Genomic DNA, 19,466 nt, shown 5'->3' on the forward strand with positions numbered 1-19,466 from the left:
GATCCTGCTCAGACCCCGAAAGGAGCGGCGTGCCCCGTCCCGACCGCGACATCGACGTCCTCTTCGTCCTCAACTACTACGCGCCCTACGTCAGCGGCCTCACCGACGTCGTCCGGATGGTCGCGGAGTCGCTCGCCGCGGAGGGCAGGCGCGTGGTCGTCGTCGCCCAGAAGCACGACGACTCCCTCGCGTCGCACGAGGTGCTCGCGGGCGTCGAGGTCGTCCGGTGCGCCGTCCAGGTCCGCATCGGGAAGGGCCTGCTCTCCGCCTCCTTCCCCGTCGTCGCGGCGCGGTACGCGCGCCGCAGCCGCGTGGTCAACATGCACCTCCCCATGCTCGAGTCCGGGGTCGTCGCCGCGATCGCCCGCACGGGCACGCCCGTCATCTCGACCTACAACTGCGACGTCACGCTGGGCTCCAGCCCCTTCGAGCGGTTCCAGATGGCCGCCATGGACGCCTCGTGCCGAGCGGCCGTCCGGCTGTCGACGGTGACGGTCGTCACCACCTTCGACTACGCGACGCACTCGCGTCTCGCGGCGACCCTCCGGCGCGGCCACCTCGAGGAGATCCCGCCGCCCACCCGCGACCGGACCGGCGGCTCGCCGACCTTCCGCCACGGTGACGGGCTGCACGTCGGATTCCTCGGGCGCATCGTGGAGGAGAAGGGCATCGGCTACCTCGTCGACGGCTTCCGGGCCCTCGACGACCCGGACGCGCGCCTGCTGATCGGAGGCGACTTCGCCGCGGTGGCGGGAGGGAGCGTGATCGAGGAGGTGCGCCGGCGCATCGGCGGCGACGACCGGATCACCGTTCTCGGCTTCGTCGCGGAGGAGAGCATCCCCGACTTCTACGCGTCGCTCGACATCTTCGCCCTCCCGTCGATCAACGCCCTCGAGGCCTTCGGCATCGTGCAGGTCGAGGCGATGCGGGCCGGTGCGCCCGCCATCGCCTCCGATCTGCCCGGCGTCCGCACGCCGGTGGAGCGCACCGGCTTCGGCCGGATCGTGCCCCGACGCGATGCGCCGGCGATCACGCGGGCGATCGAGAGCATCCGCTCGGACACCCTCGACCGCGTCGAGGGCGCGCGCATCGCCGGGGAGCTCTACTCGCGGGAGACCGTGGTGTCGCAGTACCGCGACCTCTTCGACCGCGTCGCCCTCGAGTCGGTCGGCTCCGCGACGTCCGCCTAATATGTACGGGTGCCTGACGTGACAGAGAACGAGCCGCCCCGCGAGGACTCCCTCCCCGCAGCATCCGACTCCGCGACCGCCGCTCCGTCGCAGGAGGAGACCGTGGAGGAGCTGCGAGCGCGCCTCGACGCGCTGCTCAACGATCCCCTCGACGAGTGGCTCCAGCACATGCACGTCGGGGGAGTGGTCGCCGCGGCGCCCTTCGAGTCGACCCTGTCCTGGCGGGTGACCAAGCCCCTCCGAGCCGTCCGCCTCTTCCAGATCCGCGCCTCCCAGCTCGGCGTGGGCGGAGCGGTCGGGCACACGGCCCGGTACGTCTCCCGTCGACTCGGCCGCCGCGCCTGATGGCGGAGCAGTCGACCCGTTCCCAGCGGCGGGCGTTCCTCCAGCAGCGCCTCGACCAGCTCGCCCCGTTCGTCATCGAGGACGAGCACCGGCGCGCGGCCCTCAGTGGCCGCGGCCCCGGGCCGCTCCTGGACGCGATCGCCCGCGAGACGAAGCGGCGAGCGTCCGACGACATCACGTGGCTCGCGCTCGCCGCGTTCCTCGCGGTGATGCCCGTCGAGCACTTCTTCCTCTGGTTCCGCCGCTCCCTCGAGCTCTGCGAGCCGGACGAGGCGATCCGCGTCTTCCTCGCGGCGGGCGCCCGCGCGACCACCGGCTACGCCGACCTCGGCTCGACGGTCGAGATCGTCACCGGAGCCGTCGTCGCCGACGTCGACTTCTGCGCGCGCCACGCCCACCAGACCGGCATCCAGCGGGTGGTGCGCAACACGATGAGGCGCTGGCACGGCGACAAGGACGTCCTGCCGGTCGCCTGGGTCAACGGCTCGATGGCCATGCGCCGTCTGAGCCCCGTCGAGCTCGAGCGCGTCGTCGACTACGAGGTCAGCCGCTCCAAGCCCTGGCAGGACGGCGATCCGGACCAGGTGAGCTTCGTCGTGCCCTTCCGCTCCACCGTGCTGATCCCCGAGGTCCCCGGCTTCAACCTGTGCGCACCCTACGCGTCGCTCGCGGCGCACTCGGGCAACTCCGTCGGTCTCATCGGGTACGACGCGATCCCGGTCGTGAGCGCCGAGACCGTCCCCGGGATCGAGACCGCCCGCTTCGTGAACTACCTCTCGATCGTGAAGCACGCCGATCGCGTGGCCGGCATCAGCGAGTCGGCCTCCGCCGAGTTCGAGGGCTTCGTCCATGCCCTGCCGGCCCAGGGCCTCGTCGGGCCGCGGATCAGCACGGTCGCCCTCCCCGTCGACCGCCCGAACACGGTCGACGCGTCGATCGCCCCCTCGGTCGTCGGCCCGCTCGTGCTCGCCGTCGGCAGCACCGAGCCGCGCAAGAACCACCTCGCCGTGCTGCACGCGGCCGAGCGGCTCTGGCGCGAGGGGAAGGTGTTCACGCTCCGCTTCATCGGCAACGGCAACGACTGGTCGACGACGGTCTTCGACGTCCGCATCCGCGAGGCGCAGAACCGCGGGCGCACCGTCGAGCTGTGGCGCGGGGCGAGCGACGACAAGCTCATCGCCTCCTACGAGAACGCGCGCTTCCTGGTCTTCCCCTCGACTCATGAGGGCTACGGACTGCCCGTCGCCGAGGCCCTCGCCCTCGGGGTCCCGGTCATCACGTCCGATCACGGCTCGCTGGCCGAGATCGCCCGCGACGGGGGCTGCGTGACCGTCGATCCCGGCGACGACGACGCGCTGCTCGACGCGATGCGCGAGCTGCTGAGCTCCGACGAGCGCATCGAGCAGCTGCGCGCCGAGGCGCTCGCGCGTCCGGTGCGCACCTGGGACGACTACGCGCAGGAGCTCTGGGACGCGCTCGTGCCCGACGGACAGGGCGCCGCCCGCGTCTCGGCGATCACGAAGGAGGACGTCGATGCGTGATGCACTCGCCGTGGACCGCATGAGCGTGCTGCTGGAGGCCCTGGCCCCCGAGACCGCTCCGGCCGCCGACGCCGACGGTCTCGTCCACCAGCTCGCGGACGCGCTCGCCGAGCCCGGCAGCGACGAGGTGTGGCTGACGCTCTCCGTCCTCACGGGCGCCCTGCCCGTGCGCGACGAGGTGGTCGACGCGCTCCGCCTCGTGCGGCTCGACGGGCCCCGCGCGCTGGTCCGCTCCCTCATCGGCAGCCGGGCGAACGGCTTCGTGCTCAACCGCCTGCGCACGCCCCGCGTCCGCGTGGTCTCGGGGGCCGTCGTCGTGGATGTGCACCACACCGCGCGCACCGGACTCGCCACGGGCATCCAGCGGGTCGTGCGCAAGACGATCGCGGAGTGGGTCCAGCGCCACCAGATCGTCCTCGTCGGCTGGGACGGCGCGGGCCGCACCCTCCGCGAGCTCGATCCGGCCCTGCGCCGCAACGCCCTGTACGGCACGCTGCCGGAGGCGAAGGCCGACCCCGCCGCCGAGATCCTCGTGCCGTGGCGGTCGCGCTACATCCTCCCCGAGCTCGCGACCGAGGACGAGCGCACCTCGCGCATCGCCGCCCTGGCCGAGTTCAGCGGCAACGCGACCTCGACCATCGGCTTCGACTGCGTCCCCCTGACGACCGCCGAGACCGCGCACATCGGGATCAGCGCCGCGTTCTCGCGCACCCTCGTGGCGGTCAGCCACATGGACCGCGTGGCGACGATCTCGGAGGCCGCGGCGATCGAGTACGGCGGCTGGCGCGAGATGCTCCGAGGAGTCGGCCGCAGCGGCCCCGAGATCCGCGAGGTGATCCTGCCCTCCGAGGCGGGCGTCGTCGATCAGGAGGGGCTCCTCCGTGCCCGAGCCGATCTGCTCTCCGAGGACCTGCCGCTGGTCGTCTGCGTCGGAAGCCACGAGCCGCGCAAGAACCACCTGGCCGTGCTGCACGCCGCCGAGCTCCTCTGGCGCGAGGGGCGGGAGTTCGCACTGGTGTTCGTCGGCGGCAACGCCTGGAACAGCGAGGAGTTCCAGGTCCGCCTGGGCGAGCTGCAGAACGACGGGCGGCCGGTCTCGTCGCACTCCGCGATCACCGACGAGCTCCTCTGGAGCGCGTACCGGCTGGCGCGCTTCACCGTCTTCCCCTCGCTCAACGAAGGTTTCGGCCTGCCGGTCGCCGAGTCCCTCGCCGTCGGCACCCCCGTCGTGACGGCGCGCTTCGGCAGCATGGCCGAGATCGCGTCGCAGGGCGGAGCCGTGCTCGTGGACTCGCGCGACGACGACGACATCGCCCGCGGCATGCGCGCGCTGCTGACCGACGACGAGCTCCTCGAGCGTCTGCGCACGGAGGCCCTCACCCGGGACAACTCGTCGTGGGCCGAGTACGCCGACGCCCTCTGGGACTTCCTGACCGGGACGCGCGCCGTCGTCGCGTCCTGATCAGCGGCGCCGCGTCGCCGGTCGGCCGGCGCTGAGGTCCTCGGCTGCGCCCACCAGCGCGTCGGCCGCATCGATCCACGGGCGGATCGTCCCGGCCCGCACCCGCCGGGGCTCGGTCACGGCCTGCTCGAGGGCGCGGACCAGACCCTTCCGGTCTCCGGGCTCGACGAAGACGGCCGCGTGCTCGTTGCCGCGAAGCGCGTCCCGGATGCCGGGGATGTCGGAGACGACGACCGGAGTGCCGGTGGCGACGGCCTCGAGAGCAGGCAGGCCGAAGCCCTCGTGGTGCGAGACGAGCGCCAGCGCGTCGGCGCCGGTCATCAGAGCGGGCATCTCCTCGTCCTCGACGAAGGAATCGGGGAACCGCACGTCGGCCCCCGCGGCGACCGCGTCGCGCACGGCCCGATGCACGTCGTCCGCCTCCCAGGACGTGCCGCCGACGAGCAGCAGAGTGTGGCCGGGGGGACGGTCGGCCGCGGCGTAGGCGCGCACGAGTTCCGCGACGTTCTTGCGCGGCTCGATCGATCCGACGAAGAGCAGGTAGCGGGAGAGCCCGAGCCGCCGCTTCACCGCGCGCACCTCCGCGTCCGGCCTCGGCCGGAAGACGCGGGTGTCGACGGTCGTCGGCAGCACGCGGAGGCGGCCCTCGGGGACGCCGAGGCTCCCGGCGATCTCGGCGGCGGCCGAGGGCGTCCCGGTCGCGACGAGGCGCGAGCGCGCCAGCCAGCCCGGCATCCGCGCGGCGAGGAGGGAGCGGCGCGGTTCCGGCACCAGCTCGGGTGCGACGGCGAAGCACGCGTCGTGCACGAAGGTGATGCCCGCCGAGCGGGCGGTGAGAGCCCAGTTGCGGAAGTTGGGGAAGAAGTACACGCCCCGGCCCACGAGCAGATCGAGCGGGATCGGGGTGCGGGTCAGGAAGCCGAGGACGCGACGGGGGAGCGGCACGCCGATCACGCGGGTCCCGGCCGGCGCGACCCGCTCGACGGCGGCCCGCTCCGAGCGCGGCACGAACAGCGCGAGGTCGATCCGGTCCGCGAAGCGCGGATCGCCCAGCGCGCGGACCGTCTCGAGGAGGACGTGGCCGACGCCGGTCATCGCCCCTGCAGCGAGAGGAGTCGCATCGATGCGCAGGCGCACGCGGCGGCTCACGCCTTCGTGACCCCGTTCACCGTCGCCGAGGCGGCGACGCTCACCAGCCCGACGCGCTTGTCGCTGCGCTCCACGGTAAACCTCGCTCCCACGGGCACGCGGGTGAACTCGCCGTTCCCGAGGGTCGAGGCCGACGCGTGCACCGCGTAGGTGCCGCCGCCGAAGCGGATGTCGGGGAGGTCGAACGTGATCGTCGTCTCCTCCGTCAGCGGGGGGTGCTCGAAGCCGAGGCGCATGGTGTTGGTGCCGAACACGATCTGCCCCATGGGGGTGTCGACGCCCATCCCCACGAACCAGCGCTCCAGCGGCGTGCTGGTCAGGGGTCGCAGGGTGACGTGCACCCGCAGGTCGTCGCCGGGGCGCAGCGTGCGGTTGCCGTCCTCGACCGTGCCGCCCTCCAGCTCGATGCCCACGATCTCGCCCGGCTGGATCTGCTCGGGCTCCTCACCGGTCTCCTCGGCCTCGACGATGGCCTCGGCGGTCTCGCGCTCGACGCGCTCCTGGCGCGAGTTCTCGAAGCCGTTGCGCAGGACCTCGAGGCCGCGTGCGGTCTCGCCGTCGTAGATGACCGCGCCGTGCTGGAGCACGATCGCCCGATCGCACAGCTCGCCGACCTGCTCGAGGGAGTGGGTGACCAGCACGATCGTCTTGCCGGCGCGCTGGAAGGCGCGGATCCGATCCATGCACTTGCGCTGGAACGGCTCGTCGCCGACCGCCAGCACCTCGTCGACCAGCAGGAGGTCGGGGTCGGTGTGGATCGCGATGGCGAAGGCGAGCCGCACGTACATGCCGGACGAGTAGAACTTGACCTGGGTGTCGATGAAGTCGGCGATCTCGGAGAAGTCGACGATCGAGTCGAACTTGTCCTCGAGCTCCTTGCGGGAGAGTCCGAGGATCGCGCCGTTCAGGAAGACGTTCTCGCGCCCGGTGAGGTCGGGGTGGAATCCGGCGCCGAGCTCGAGGAGCGCGGCGAGGCGACCACGGCGCTCGACCGTCCCGGTCGTGGGCTGGATGATCCCGCCGATGAGCTTGAGCAGGGTGCTCTTGCCCGAGCCGTTCGCACCGATGAGCCCGACGGTCGAGCCCAGCGGGATCTCGAGGTCGATGTCCTTGAGCGCCCAGAAGTCGTCGCGGTGCTGCTTGCCGCGGCCGAAGTTGACGATGCGCTCCTTGACGCTCTTGTCCTTGCGGATGACGAACCGCTTGGACGCGTTCTGCACCCGGATGATCGTGGGCATCGCCACGGCGTCGGGCACGGAGATCTCGGATTCGAGAGTCATGGGATCAGATCTCCTGGGCGAAGTTGCCCTCGAGGCGGCGGAAGATGCGGTGCGAGACCCACACCAGCACGAGCCCGACGAGGAAGACGAGGAAGAGGTGGAGGGCCATGTCGGCGGGCCAGGGCTGACCGGCGACGGCGCGGACGGTCCCGTCGGTCTGCTCGACCATGGTCTCGCGCGAGCCCGGACCCCAGATGGCGCGCTGGAAGGCGAGGATCGCGTTGGTCATCGGGTTGAGCAGGTAGATCTGCTCGAGCCACGGCGGGACCGTCTCGACGACGAAGGACCACGCGTAGGTGATCGGCGAGAGCCAGAAGAAGATGAGCAGGCCCACCTCGACCAGGAACTGGATGTCGCGGAGGTAGACGTTCAGCGCCGAGAGGGCGAGCGCCAGGGCGAGCCCGTAGACGAGGGTCACCGCGAGGGCCGGGAAGATGAAGAGCAGCTGCCAGCTGATCTCGAGAGCGCCGAGCGCCGCGGCACCGATGATCAGCACCAGGAACTGCACCGCGAAGTTGAAGAGCGCGGCTCCGATCGTGGCGACCGGGAAGATCTCGCGCGGCAGGTAGACCTTCTTGATCAGGCCCGCGTTCGCGAGGATCGAGGTGGTGCCGGTGGCGACGATCTCGCTGAAGAGGTTCCACAGCGTCAGACCGCAGAACACGAAGATCGCGAAGACGGGGATCCCGCGGGCGGCCCCGAGGAACTGGCCGATCGCCACGTAGTAGATCATCAGCATGACGAGCGGGCGGATGAGCGTCCAGACGAAGCCGAGGCTCGAGTCCTTGTAGCGCGCCTTGAGCTCGCGGTTCACCAGGAGCTTGAGCAGCTCGCGGTGGCGGAAGATGTCGAGGAGCGACGAGACGAATCCGCTCGCCCGGCTCGTTCCCGGCTGGGTGCCGCTCTGGTGGAACGGCTCCTGCGCGATCGCGTCGACGCGGTCGGCCGCGCGCGTGATCGTCGACTTGTTGGTGCTCATCGGTCTCCCAGCCATAGCACTGCCGTGGCGGCAGCGGGATCATTGTACGGTTCCGTCCGCTCGGAGCCCCGGGAGAGGCGGGAGACGGAGGCCCGGTGGCTCAGCTCGCGCGCCGGGCGAGGTCGAGGTCGTGCGCGACCATGCGGGCCACGATCTCCTCGAAGGCGACGGTCGGCCGCCAGCCGAGCACGTCGCGGGCGCGGGAGGCGTCTCCGCGCATCTCGGGGGCGTCGACCGGGCGGGCGAACCGCGGGTCGAGGACGACGAGGCGCTCCCAGTCGTCGATCCCGGCGGCGGCGAACGCCGCGCCGACGAAGTCGCGGACGGAATGCGCGACTCCCGTCGCCACGACGTAGTCGCCCGCCTCGTCGGCCCGCGATGCGCGGACGAGGGCGTCGACGTAGTCGGGAGCCCAGCCCCAGTCGCGGCGGACGTCGAGGTTGCCGAGGGACAGCTCGGTCGCGGTGCCCGCGGCGATCGCCGCGACGCCCGCGGTGATCTTGCGCGTGACGAAGGCCTCGGGCCGGCGCGGCGACTCGTGGTTGTAGAGGATGCCGGAGGAGGCGTGCAGCCCGCGACCGCGGTAGACGCCCACGAGCAGGTGCGCGAACGCCTTCGCCGCGCCGTAGGGCGACACCGGGCGGATCGGCGTCGACTCCGTCTGCGGGTTCTCGGCCGCGGCTCCGAAGATCTCGCTGGAGGAGGCCTGCACGAAGCGCACCTCGCGGCCGGTCGACTCCTGCAGCGACAGCGCCGCCTCGAGGAGCGCGGCGACGGCCGTGCCGGTGACCTCGGCGGTCAGCACCGGCTCCTTCCACGACAGCGCGACGGACGACAGCCCGGCCAGGTGGAAGATCGTGTCCGGCGCCGCCTCCGCGACGACGCGGCCGAGGCCGGCGGCGTCGCGGAGGTCGCCCTCGAGGGAGCGGACGGCGGGAGGGAGACCGGAGTCGTCCCCGCGCACGAGCGCGGTGACGTCCCAGCCGTCCTCGAGCAGGCGCTCGACGAGGTAGCCCCCGTCCTGCCCGCTCGCTCCGGTGACGAGAGCGGAGGGCATGACTACTTGATCAGCGCGGTCTGCTCGACGAGGTCGTTCTCGACCATCATCGCGACCAGCTCGGGGAAGGAGACCTTGGGCTCCCAGCCGAGGACGTCGCGGGCCTTCGACGGGTCGCCGATGAGGAGGTCGACCTCGGCGGGGCGCATGAACGCGGGGTTCTGCGTGACGTAGGGGGTCCAGTCGTCGATGCCGACGTGCTGGAACGCGATGTCGAGGTACTCGCGGATCTCGTGGGTCTCGCCGGTCGCGACCACGAAGTCGTCGCCCTCGGGCTGCTGCAGCATGCGCCACATCGCGTCGACGTAGTCGCCGGCGAAGCCCCAGTCGCGCTTCGCGTCGAGGTTGCCGAGCTCGATGGTGTCCTGCAGGCCGAGCTTGATGCGGGCGACCGCGAGGCTGATCTTGCGGGTCACGAACTCCGGGCCGCGGCGGGGCGACTCGTGGTTGAAGAGGATGCCCGACGAGGCGTGCATGCCGTAGGACTCGCGGTAGTTGATGGTCATGTAGTGACCGAACACCTTGGCGACGCCGTAGGGCGAGCGCGGCCAGAGGAGGGTCTCCTCGCGCTGCGGCACCTGCTGGACCTTGCCGAACATCTCGGAGGAGGACGCCTGGTAGAACTTCACGCGCGACATGTCGTCGCCGGCGTAGAGGCGGGTCGCCTCGAGGATGTTGAGCACGCCCTTGCCGGTGACGTCGGAGGTGAGGGACGCGTTCTCCCACGAGTACGCCACGAAGGAGATGGCGCCGAGGTTGTAGACCTCGTCGGGCTGGGCGACGGCGAGCACGCGGACGAGGCTCGAGACGTCGGTGAGGTCACCGGTGAGCAGCGTCACCTCGGGCACGACCCGGCGCACGAGCTCGTACTTCGGGTTGTTCTGCCCGCGGACCAGGCCGAAGACCTCGTAGCCCTTCGAGAGCAGCAGCTCGGCGAGGTAGAGGCCGTCCTGGCCGGTGATTCCGGTGATCAAAGCGCGGGGCACGTGGTGGTCCGTTTCGTCGTGGGTCGATGACAGCGGGCTACATACTACCCATCGCCTCCCGCGCCGTCCGGATCGGGACCGGCGGGGCGGCGCCGCGCGCCGGTATCCTGACCCGTCTCGGACACGATTGGACGCCATGCCGGAACCGCTCCCCGTCACCCTCGCCGTGCTCACCGTCGACCCGGGCGGGATGGGCGGCGGGGAGACCTACGCCCGTGCGCTGACGCGCCTCCTGGTGCCGCGGCCCGGCGAGGACGGCCTGCGCGTGCGCGTCCTGGTGCCCGAGAACGCGCGCGGCTTCAGCGAGGGCGTCCCGGAGCAGGTCGCGGACGGAGTGGTCAGCGGAGCGGGGCACCGCCGTCGGGCGGTCGGCATGCTGCAGGCGCTCGCGCGCACCGTGCGGCTGCGGCGGCGGCTGGAGCGCGACGAGATCCTGTACTTCCCGTTCACGGTCCCGCTGCCGTGGCCCTCCCGCCGCCAGGGCCACGTGCAGATGCTGTTCGACCTGCAGCACCGCGACCTCCCCGAGCTCTTCCCCCGGGTCGAGCGCGTGTTCCGCCGCGTCGCCTACGAGGCGACGGCCCGGCGCGCCGACGCGGTCATCACGATCAGCGCCTTCACCAAGAGCCGCATCGTCGAGCTGCTCGGGATCCCGGAGGAGCGGGTGCACGTCTCGCACCTGGGAGTGGACACCTCGCGGTTCCGGCCGAATCTCGGCGAGCGCGACGACTTCGTCTTCTTCCCGGCCCGCGCGTGGCCGCACAAGAACCACGCCCGGCTGTTCGAGGCGATGCGGCTGCTGCGGGCCGACGGCCACGGCCTGCGACTCGTGCTGACCGGCGGGGACCTGGACCGGCTGGGCGAGCTGCCCGACTTCGTCGAGTGGCGCGGCCACGTCGCTCCCGAGGAGCTCGCCGAGCTCTACCGGCGAGCGGCGGTGCTCGCGTTCCCCAGCCTCTACGAGGGCTTCGGCTTCCCGCCGATCGAGGCGATGGCGTCGGGATGCCCGGTCGCGGCGGCCGACGCCGGATCCCTGCCCGAGATCTGCGGGGACGCCGCCGTGTACGTCGATCCGCTCGATCCGCGCTCGATCGCCGACGGGATCCTCGAGGCGATCGCGCGGCGCGAGCAGCTCGCTCCGCTGGGACTCGCCCGAGCCGCCCGCTTCGACTGGGAGCGCTGCCGCCGGGAGCATCTCGAGGTGTTCCGCGCCGTGGCGGAGCGGCGCGGCCGCGGCGGATCCCGGCGCCGCGGGATCAGTCGCGCGGGTGCAGGAGGCGTCGCCAGCTGAGCCCCTGCGCGGCGCGCATGGCGCAGATCACCACGAGCAGCCAGCCCGCGTCCAGCAGGATCGAGCTCTCGGCCAGTCCGGTGACGACCAGCACCGTGAGGACCATCACCGGCCACACGTGCACGACCGCCTTGCGCTCGGACGCGATCAGCCACGACCGCCACAGGGCGAGACCGACGAGCGCCACGAAGAGCGCGGCCCCGACCACGCCGACCTGCAGGGCGAGGTCGAACAGTGCGTTCAGGCTCGACGAGTGCGGTCGGCCCGAGAGGTAGTCGATGGCGTTGAAGGGGTACATGTCGGTGCGCCAGTAGCCGACCCAGCCCCAGCCGATCAGCGGATCGAGGTCGGTGAAGCGCCACACCTGCTGCCACAGGGTGAGCCGGAACTCGAACTCGCTGCCCGCGTTGAGCAGGGCGATGATCCGCGAGCGGAAGATCCAGGCGGCGAGGGCCGCGGCGACCGCGACTCCGAGGGTGGCGTACTGCCGGCTCCGCCGGTGCTCGCTGTCTCCGCGCCGCACCCAGCGCAGCGCGAGAGCGACGACGGCGGCGACCACCAGCACCCCGGCGCTCACGGCCGACCGGGTGAAGAGCAGGGTGACGACGGCGAGGGCGAGGGAGGCGAGGGCGGGTCCGCGGGCGACGGAGCGCGTCATCAGCTCGACCGCGAAGGTCACCACGGCGAGCAGGCAGACCAGCCCGAGCTGGTTCCGGGTGCCGACGAGCCCCTGGATCGGACCGCCGACCGCGAGCTGACCCTCGACGCCGAGGAAGCGCAGCGGCCGGTCGATCAGCACGCCCGCCACCACCTCGACGGCGACGGAGGCGATCAGGACGAAGCGCAGGACGTCGCCGACCGAGCGGATGATCTGGATGATGTCGCGGGTCACTCCGATCGCGACGGCCAGGAACGCGAGCGCGAGCTGATAGGCGACACCCGAGACCGTCGACCACTGGTAGCCGCTCCAGAGCACGCTCAGCGCGATCCACCCCAGGAACACGAGGATGCTGGTCGGCAGCAGCCCCTCCCAGTCGAGCATCCCCCGGCGCAGCACGATCATCGCCGCGGCGAGGACGGTCAGCGTGGCGATCGCGGCGATGTAGCCGGGCCAGCCGATCACTCCGCGGACCGCGGGCGCGCAGAGCACCACGACGAGGGTGGACTGAGCGAGGGCGGCCGCGAACTGCGGCGAGGCCACCGCGTCCGACAGGTACGGCGGGAGAGCGGACGGACGCCGGCCCGTCATCGCCCTGCGCGCTCGCCGGCGACGGGGACGGGGTCGGCCGCCAGGGCCTCCTCCGCCTCGTTCGCGGGCTGCTTCGTCAGCACGGCGAGGGCGACGAGCAGGAGCCAGCCGCTCTCGATCAGCAGCCGGCTCTCGGCCAGCGACTGCGCGAGCAGGGCGACGACGATCAGGAGCGGAGCGAGGGAGAGGGCGGAGTAGGGGAGCGCGGCGGTGGCGCTGCGGCGCGGCCGGTCGACCGCGCGGAACCAGGAGCGCCACAGCGTCGAGACGACGAGCGCCGTGAAGAGCACGAGACCGACGGCGCCGAGCTGGAACCAGACGTCGAGCGCGGCGTTGTGGGCCTGGAGGTAGAGGACGCCCTTGCGCTCGGCGAGCGTGTCGAACGGCGCGGCCCAGGGCGCCCAGTAGCTGACCCAGCCCCAGCCGAGCACCGGGCGCTCGGCGGCGAGGGCGCCGACCGCGTTCCAGATGTCGAGACGGCCGGTCGCGTCCTCGCTCTTGCCCAGGAGGGCGAGGAGCGCGCCCCGGCCCGCGAGCAGACCGACGACGAGCACCGCTCCGACGGCCGCCGCGGTGAGGTACACCGGCCGGCGCCGGTCCTCGCCCCGGCGGCGGGCCCACAGCGCGAAGGCCGCGGCGAGGCCGACGGCGACGGCGCAGAGCAGCACGGTCGACGAGCGGGTGAGCAGCAGGGTCGCGGCGAACACCAGCGCCCACACGACGCCCCAGCGTCGCCGGACGGTGCGCGCCGCGAGCTCGAGGAGCACCACGACGAGGCCGAGCAGCGCGGCGAACCCCAGCAGATTGCGGTTGCCGACGATGCCCTGGATCGGGTCGCCCGTGAACAGGGCGGCCTGCGACCAGTAGAAGGCATCGGGGATCCGGCCGCTCGCCGGGAGGTCGATGACGAGGGGCAGCACGCTCTGCCGCACGACGACGGCGATCACCAGCTCGAAGAGGAGGGAGACGCCCACGGTGATCCGGAGGGCCCGCCCGAGCGCGGTGACGAAGGCGCCGGTGCCGAGCAGGAGCCCGAGGGCGACTCCTCCGAAGGTGGTGGCGAGCTGGGCGGTCACGCCGATCGCGCTCGCACCGGGGTACGCGGACCAGAGCAGCGACAGGACGACGAGGCACAGGAACGCGAGGAGCGACTTGGGCGTGCGGCTCCACAGCAGCCTCGGCCGCTCGCGCACGACGACGACCACGACCGCGACGAGCAGAGCGCCGACGACGAGGCCCCAGCCCCACCACCCGGCGAGGTTGCGCAGTGCCTGCCCGGAGATCAGGACCGTCAGCACGGCGACCGCCAGCACCCGGGGAGCGGAGGGCGCGGCGCGACGGATCATGGCGATCAGTCTAGAGAGGGGCCGCGCCGCCGCGGATCAGACGAACGCCGCCGTCCCGGTGATGGCGCGGCCGACGATGAGAGTGTTCATCTCGCGGGTGCCCTCGTAGGAGTAGAGCGCCTCCGCGTCGGCGAAGAAGCGGGCGACCCCGTAGTCGAGGACGATGCCGTTGCCGCCCATCACCTCGCGGCACCAGGCGACCGTCTCCCGCATCCGCGCGGTCGTGTAGGCCTTGGCGAGGGCGGAGTGCTCGTCGCGCTGCTCGCCCGCGTCGAGCATCTCGGACACCCGCGTCGCCAGGGCGATGCTCGCGGTGATGTTCCCGATGCTCTTGACGAGCAGGTCCTGCACGAGCTGGTGGCCGACGAGCGGCTTGCCGAACTGCACGCGCTCGCGGGCGTAGCGCAGCGCCGCGTCGTAGGCGCCGATCGCGACTCCGATCGCCTGCCACGCCACCTCGGCGCGCGTCAGGCGCAGCACCTTCGCGGTGTCGCGGAACGAGTTCGCGTTCTGCAGCCGGAGCGACTCCGGGACCCGCACGCCCTCGAGCACGATGTCGGCGTTCTGGATCGTGCGCAGGCTCTGCTTGCGGGCGATCGCGGTGGCCCGGTACCCCGGGGTCGAGGTGGGGACGAGGAACCCCTTCACCTGCTGATCGGCGACGTCCTTCGCCCAGATCACGGTGATGTCGCTGAACGTCGCGTTGCCGATCCAGCGCTTCGCACCGTCGAGGACCCACTCGTCGCCCTCGCGCCGCGCCGTCGTCCGCAGGCCCTGAGCGGAGTCGGAGCCGGACTGCGGCTCGGTCAGCCCGAACGCGCCGATCACCTCGCCCGACGCGAGCTTCGGCAGCCATTCGGCGCGCTGCTCGTCCGAGCCCGTCACCTGGACCGTGCCCATCACGAGCCCGTTCTGCACGCCGACGTAGGTCGCGATGCCCGCGTCGACGCGGCCGAACTCCAGCGCCACCCAGCCCCGGAAGACCGCGGAGTTCTCGATCGCCCGGGTGCCGGGCCACGACAGTCCGATCGCGCCGGTGGCGTGGATGCCGGGCACCAGGTGGCGGGGGAACTCGGCGCGCTCCCAGTAGTCGTCGGCGATCGGGCGCACCTGCTCCTCGAGGAACGAGCGCATGCCGGCGAGGAGCTCCTTCTCGGCGGGGGAGAGGCTCCCCGCGAACCCGTAGAAGTCGGCCGCCAACGTCTCGAAGATCGTGCTGTCCATGTGCTCCGTCGCTCTCTCGCTCGAGCCGGGCCGCCCCTGAGCTCCAGCGGCGGCGACGCGGCTCCCGCCAGCGTACGAAGACCTCGCCGCTCCGGCACGAACGGTGGAGGGGAGCGCCAATCGGGTGCCCGCGACCAGCGGTCGCCGTTGTGGATCCTGCTACCGTCGCAGCGGAGCGGCCCCGGCAGGGTCCGGACGGCGCGGCTCCCACTGCTCCCCGGACGGAAAGGCCCGCCCCGTGTTCATCCCGATCGGCAACACCCCCCGCGACTACGCCTGGGGCTCCTCCACCGGCATCTCCGACGCGCTCGGCACGCCGGCCTCGGGCGGCCCGGAGGCGGAGCTGTGGCTCGGTGCGCACGCCGGATCGCCGTCGAGGATCCTCGAGCCGGACTCGGTCGGCGCCCTGACCCTCGCGGACTGGATCGCCCGCGAGCCCGAGGCGGCGCTCGCCGGAGTGCAGGGCTCGGTCGACCCGGTCTCGGGAGAGCCGCGACTGCCCTTCCTCCTGAAGATCCTGGCCGCCGGCGCTCCGCTCTCGCTCCAGGCGCACCCCTCGGCCGAGACCGCGCAGCGCCGCTTCGTCGAGGAGGACGAGGCGGGCATCGCTCGGGACGCCCCGGACCGCAACTACAAGGACCCGTTCCACAAGCCCGAGCTGATCTACGCGCTGAGCGAGAGCTTCGACGCCCTGTGCGGCTTCCGCGACCCGGAGAGCACGCGCTCGCTGCTCGCCGAGCTCGCCGGCCGTCTGCCGACCGCCGACGCGGAGCCGGTCCTCGCGTTCGCCGAGGCCCTCGACGGGCAGGCCGAGCAGGTCCTCCGGGATGCCGTGTCCTGGCTGCTCGCCGAGGGCGACCGGGCCGAGGTGTCGGCGCTCGTCGACGCGGTCGTGCGCGCGGCCGACGGCGACGAGCGGCTCGAGCTGCGCACGGTGGGCGACCTCGCCGAGAGCTATCCGGGCGACCCGGGGATCGTCCTCTCGCTCCTGCTGAACCGCGTGCGACTCGCGCGCGGCGAGGTGCTGTACCTCCCCGCGGGCAACATCCACGCGTACCTGCACGGCACGGGGGTCGAGCTGATGGCCGCGTCCGACAACGTGCTGCGGGGCGGGCTCACCCCCAAGCACATCGACGTGCCCGAGCTCCTGGACGTGCTCGATTTCTCGCCGCTGCCGGTGCCCTACCTCGCCGCCGAGGAGGCCGCTCCCGGGCTCCGGATCTACCGCCCCGACGTGCCGGACTTCGTGCTCGCCGTGATCGAGCCCGTCTCGGAGGCCCCCGTCGAGCTGACGCTCACCGGGCCCGCGATCGCGATCGCGACCTCGGGCGCGTTCGTGCTGCGCGGAGCGGAGGGGGAGGCGCGCGTCGAGCGCGGCGCCAGCGTCTTCGTCACTCCCTCCGAGGGCGCCCTCTCGGTGACCGGAACGGGCACGCTCTTCGTCGCGACCCTCTAGGACGCGTCACCCGGGCGACGGTTCCGTCAGGACGCCGCGGCGCAGGCGAAGGTGCGGCGGTACGCGGCCGGCGTCGTCTGCAGCACCCGCACGAAGTGGTGCCGCATGACGGCGGCGGTGCCGAACCCGACGCGGCCGGCGATGGTCTCGAGCGTCAGGTCCGTCTCCTCGAGCAGCTGCTGAGCGCGCAGGAGCCGCTGCCGGTTGAGCCAGGCGAGCGGAGTCGTGCCGAGGTCGGCGCGGAACCGCCGTGCGAAGGTCCGGGGCGACATCAGCGCCCGCCGGGCGAGCATCTCGACCGAGAGCTCCTGGTCGAGGTTGCCGAGCATCCACTCCGTGACCTCGGCGAAGGAGTCGGCGCGCACCTCGGGGACGGGGGTGCGGATGTACTGGGCCTGCCCTCCGTGACGCTGCGGCGGCACCACCATGCGCCGCGCCACGACGTTCGCGGCGGCGGCTCCGCACTCCTCCCGGACGATGTGCAGGCACGCGTCGATGCCGGCGGCCGTGCCCGCACTGGTGACGATGCGCCCCTCCTGCACGAAGAGGACGTCGGGATCGACCCGGACCGCGGGGAATCGCTCGGCGAGCTCCTGCGCGTGCATCCAGTGGGTCGTCGCGCGCCGTCCGTCGAGCAGCCCCGCCTGGGCGAGCACGAACGCGCCGCTGCAGACGCTCAGGATCCACGCCCCGCGCTCGTGAGCGCGGCGCAGCAGCGCCAGCACGCGCTCGTCGACGGGGCCGAGCGGGTGCGCCGGGATCGCGATCAGGTCGGCGTCCTCGGCGGCGTCGAGACCGTCGAGCACGATCGTCTCGAGGCCGAGGCTCGTGGGCACCGGACCGGGATCGGCGGTGACGACGCGGAAGTCGAAGCTCGGGCCGCCCTGCTCGCTCCGGTCGATCCCGAAGACCTCGCAGACGACCCCGAACTCGAACGGGGCGAAACCGGGCAGGGCGACGAGGGCGACGGAGTGGAGCACGGCGGCAGGATAGCGCTCGGTGTCGCATTCCTGCCAGCCAGGCGCCGTCGCACCGCGCCGATAGGGTAGCGACGGCGCCGAGCGCTGACGTCGATGGCCGACGTGGATCACGAGGAGGACGCACATGGCATGGCTGGTCACCGGGGGAGCCGGGTACATCGGGGCGCACGTCGTCCGGGCCTTCTCCGAGCAGGGCATCGACCCCGTCGTCATCGACGACCTCTCGTCGGGCCACGCCTCGTTCGTGCCCGAGGGCGTCCCCTTCTACCGCGGCTCGATCCTCGACGAGGCGCTGCTCGACCGCGCCTTCGCCGAGAACGACGTCGAGGGGGTCGTGCACGTCGCGGGCTTCAAGTACGCGGGCGTGTCGGTGCAGAGGCCGCTGCACACGTACGAGCAGAACGTCACCGCGACCCTCCGGGTCCTCGCGGCGATGGAGCGGGCGGGCGTGTCCTCGATCGTGTTCTCCTCCAGCGCCGCCGTCTACGGGGCGGTCGACGTCGAGCTGGTCACGGAGGAGACCCCCAAGAGCCCGGAGTCGCCCTACGGCGAGACGAAGCTGATCGGGGAGTGGCTGCTCGCCGACGCGGGCCGCGCCCGGGGCGTGCGGCACGCCTCCCTCCGTTACTTCAACGTCGTCGGCTCGGGCTACCCGGACGTGTACGACACGAGCCCGCACAACCTGTTCCCGCTCGTCTTCGAGGCGCTGCTGGCCGGTCGGACGCCGCGGATCAACGGCACCGACTACCCCACGCCCGACGGGACGTGCGTGCGCGACTACATCCACGTGGCCGACCTCGCCCTCGCCCACGTCGCCGCGGCCCGCCGCCTGGCGGCCGGCGAGCCCATCGAGCCGGTCTACAACCTCGGCAGCGGCGACGGCGCCTCCGTCGGCGAGATCATGCGCGCCATCGCCGAGACCACCGGCATCGCCTTCGAGCCCGAGACCGCTCCGCGCCGTCCGGGCGACCCGCCGCGCATCGTCGCCTCCGGGGAGCGCGCGGCGCGCGACCTCGGCTGGGAGATGCGCCACTCGCTCTCCGACATGGTCGCGAGCGCCTGGAGTGCGCGGAGCGCGGCGACCCCGTGAGGATCGGCACTCCGGCGTCACGCTTGCGACACGCCGGAGTGTCGTGAACCCTCCACGGGTTGTTGAGGGTTTACAGTCTGCGACTTGACCTCAGCGAATGACACCGATGTAATTACGTGGGCGGCGCCTCCGGGAGGAGCGGGTCGCCGTTCATCGGTACCGGCGGGGTAGGAGACGGCATGGCGATTCCCGACAGCGTCGGCGGAGCGGACCGTTTTTCCGAAGCGGACCACGCCGCCGCAGCAGACCGCCTCTCCGGAGCAGCAGGACGTGCCGGAGTGCCCGACGACTGGTTCGTCGACCCGGTCCGCCTGGGAGTGCCCGGCGTCCGACCCGGCCTCGTCGCCGAGAGCGAGGCGCCCGGCGGCGCCCTCTCCTGGCAGGCCGACTCGCTCTGCGCGCAGACCGACCCCGAGGCGTTCTTCCCCGAGAAGGGCGGCTCCACCCGCGACGCGAAGAAGATCTGCACCTCCTGCGAGGTGCGCTCCCAGTGCCTGGAGTACGCGCTCGAGAACGACGAGCGCTTCGGCATCTGGGGCGGGCTGTCCGAGCGAGAGCGCCGCAAGCTCCGACGCCGGGCCTGAGCCTCGCCCTCCCGGCGGGGCACGCTCCGCCGAGGCTGCGCGTGCGTGCTGCCGCCTGTGCAGTGGGGGACGTTGCGCCCGGGTTGCGCGCGTCTGCCGCCGCTTGCCTGGCGGGAGACCGAGGGGCGCGCCGAGGAGGCGCAGCTGTCGAATGCGCGCGCGGGAGCGCGGGTGGGGCGGAGCTTCGCGGTGATCGTCGGCGGTCCTCAACCGGGCTCCCTCGTCGAGGGGGCGCGGGCGAGCGGCCGCGCCCCCTC

The 19,466-nt window shown here is 72.4% G+C and carries 17 protein-coding genes; 8 read left to right on the forward strand and 9 right to left on the reverse strand.

From position 1 onward, the window contains the following. Positions 1 to 29 precede the first annotated feature (29 nt). Genes NB037_RS19805 through NB037_RS05000 form a run of 4 tightly spaced genes read left to right on the forward strand, consistent with a single transcriptional unit; the run spans position 30 to position 4,538 of the window. The gene (locus NB037_RS19805; protein ID WP_251944192.1) at positions 30 to 1,190 is read left to right on the forward strand and encodes a glycosyltransferase family 4 protein; all 1,161 of its coding nucleotides are present in this window, start codon (positions 30 to 32) and stop codon (positions 1,188 to 1,190) included. Positions 1,191 to 1,199: 9 nt separating this feature from the next. Continuing rightward, complete coding sequence (locus tag NB037_RS04990; RefSeq protein ID WP_251944193.1) at positions 1,200 to 1,535, forward strand: hypothetical protein; 336 nt, start codon at positions 1,200 to 1,202, stop codon at positions 1,533 to 1,535. Further along, positions 1,535 to 3,076 (forward strand): glycosyltransferase family 4 protein, encoded by a 1,542-nt coding sequence (locus tag NB037_RS04995; protein WP_251944194.1) that lies wholly within the window; start codon positions 1,535 to 1,537, stop codon positions 3,074 to 3,076. Before NB037_RS04990 ends, NB037_RS04995 begins: the two co-directional genes overlap by 1 nt. Then, positions 3,069 to 4,538: a glycosyltransferase family 4 protein gene (locus NB037_RS05000; RefSeq protein WP_251944195.1), complete on the forward strand. Its 1,470-nt coding sequence runs from the start codon at positions 3,069 to 3,071 to the stop codon at positions 4,536 to 4,538. Before NB037_RS04995 ends, NB037_RS05000 begins: the two co-directional genes overlap by 8 nt. On the opposite strand, the gene NB037_RS19810 is transcribed toward NB037_RS05000, so the two are convergent. The 5 genes from NB037_RS19810 to NB037_RS05025 all read right to left on the reverse strand — a co-directional run bounded on the left by NB037_RS19810 (position 4,539) and on the right by NB037_RS05025 (position 9,989). Continuing rightward, positions 4,539 to 5,687: a glycosyltransferase family 4 protein gene (locus NB037_RS19810; RefSeq protein WP_251944196.1), complete on the reverse strand. Its 1,149-nt coding sequence runs from the start codon at positions 5,685 to 5,687 to the stop codon at positions 4,539 to 4,541. After that, positions 5,684 to 6,925 (reverse strand): ABC transporter ATP-binding protein, encoded by a 1,242-nt coding sequence (locus tag NB037_RS05010; protein WP_443722566.1) that lies wholly within the window; start codon positions 6,923 to 6,925, stop codon positions 5,684 to 5,686. The genes NB037_RS19810 and NB037_RS05010 overlap by 4 nt, the downstream gene beginning before the upstream one ends. A 46-nt stretch (positions 6,926 to 6,971) precedes the next feature. Then, the gene (locus NB037_RS05015; RefSeq protein WP_251944198.1) at positions 6,972 to 7,946 is read right to left on the reverse strand and encodes an ABC transporter permease; all 975 of its coding nucleotides are present in this window, start codon (positions 7,944 to 7,946) and stop codon (positions 6,972 to 6,974) included. 100 nt (positions 7,947 to 8,046) lie between these two features. Then, a complete protein-coding gene (locus NB037_RS05020) occupies positions 8,047 to 9,003 on the reverse strand; it encodes a GDP-mannose 4,6-dehydratase (protein ID WP_251944199.1) in 957 nt (318 codons plus the stop codon). Positions 9,004 to 9,005: 2 nt separating this feature from the next. Continuing rightward, complete coding sequence (locus NB037_RS05025) at positions 9,006 to 9,989, reverse strand: GDP-mannose 4,6-dehydratase (protein ID WP_251944200.1); 984 nt, start codon at positions 9,987 to 9,989, stop codon at positions 9,006 to 9,008. A 136-nt stretch (positions 9,990 to 10,125) separates the two neighbouring features. On the opposite strand from NB037_RS05025, the gene NB037_RS05030 reads away from it, so the two are divergent. After that, positions 10,126 to 11,280 carry a glycosyltransferase family 4 protein gene (locus tag NB037_RS05030; protein WP_251944201.1) on the forward strand — a complete coding sequence of 385 codons (1,155 nt, stop codon included), beginning with the start codon at positions 10,126 to 10,128 and terminating at the stop codon, positions 11,278 to 11,280. On the opposite strand, the gene NB037_RS05035 is transcribed toward NB037_RS05030, so the two are convergent. From NB037_RS05035 to NB037_RS05045, 3 genes are read right to left on the reverse strand one after another with little or no spacing between them, the layout of a single operon-like run. Further along, complete coding sequence (locus NB037_RS05035) at positions 11,246 to 12,529, reverse strand: O-antigen ligase family protein (protein WP_251944202.1); 1,284 nt, start codon at positions 12,527 to 12,529, stop codon at positions 11,246 to 11,248. The genes NB037_RS05030 and NB037_RS05035 overlap by 35 nt on opposite strands. Continuing rightward, a complete protein-coding gene (locus tag NB037_RS05040; RefSeq protein ID WP_251944203.1) occupies positions 12,526 to 13,875 on the reverse strand; it encodes an O-antigen ligase family protein in 1,350 nt (449 codons plus the stop codon). Before NB037_RS05040 ends, NB037_RS05035 begins: the two co-directional genes overlap by 4 nt. Before the next feature lie 36 nt (positions 13,876 to 13,911). Next, positions 13,912 to 15,099 (reverse strand): acyl-CoA dehydrogenase family protein, encoded by a 1,188-nt coding sequence (locus NB037_RS05045; protein ID WP_251944204.1) that lies wholly within the window; start codon positions 15,097 to 15,099, stop codon positions 13,912 to 13,914. Between the two features lie 238 nt (positions 15,100 to 15,337). Here NB037_RS05045 and manA point away from each other — a divergent pair, with 238 nt between their 5' ends. Then, a complete protein-coding gene (gene manA / locus NB037_RS05050) occupies positions 15,338 to 16,555 on the forward strand; it encodes a mannose-6-phosphate isomerase, class I (RefSeq protein ID WP_251944205.1) in 1,218 nt (405 codons plus the stop codon). Between the two features lie 26 nt (positions 16,556 to 16,581). Here manA and NB037_RS05055 read toward each other — a convergent pair whose 3' ends face one another. Next, entirely contained in the window at positions 16,582 to 17,535 is a 954-nt protein-coding gene (locus NB037_RS05055; RefSeq protein WP_251944206.1) for a GlxA family transcriptional regulator, read from the reverse strand. Positions 17,536 to 17,659: 124 nt separating this feature from the next. Between NB037_RS05055 and galE the strand changes: the two genes are divergently transcribed. After that, positions 17,660 to 18,625, forward strand: coding sequence for a UDP-glucose 4-epimerase GalE (gene galE, locus NB037_RS05060; protein WP_251944207.1), 966 nt, complete (start codon positions 17,660 to 17,662; stop codon positions 18,623 to 18,625). Positions 18,626 to 18,804: 179 nt separating this feature from the next. Continuing rightward, complete coding sequence (locus tag NB037_RS05065; RefSeq protein WP_279308602.1) at positions 18,805 to 19,209, forward strand: WhiB family transcriptional regulator; 405 nt, start codon at positions 18,805 to 18,807, stop codon at positions 19,207 to 19,209. The last annotated feature ends 257 nt before the right edge of the window (positions 19,210 to 19,466 follow it).

This window comes from Rathayibacter rubneri (genome assembly GCF_023743255.1).
Classification (GTDB): domain Bacteria; phylum Actinomycetota; class Actinomycetes; order Actinomycetales; family Microbacteriaceae; genus Rathayibacter; species Rathayibacter rubneri.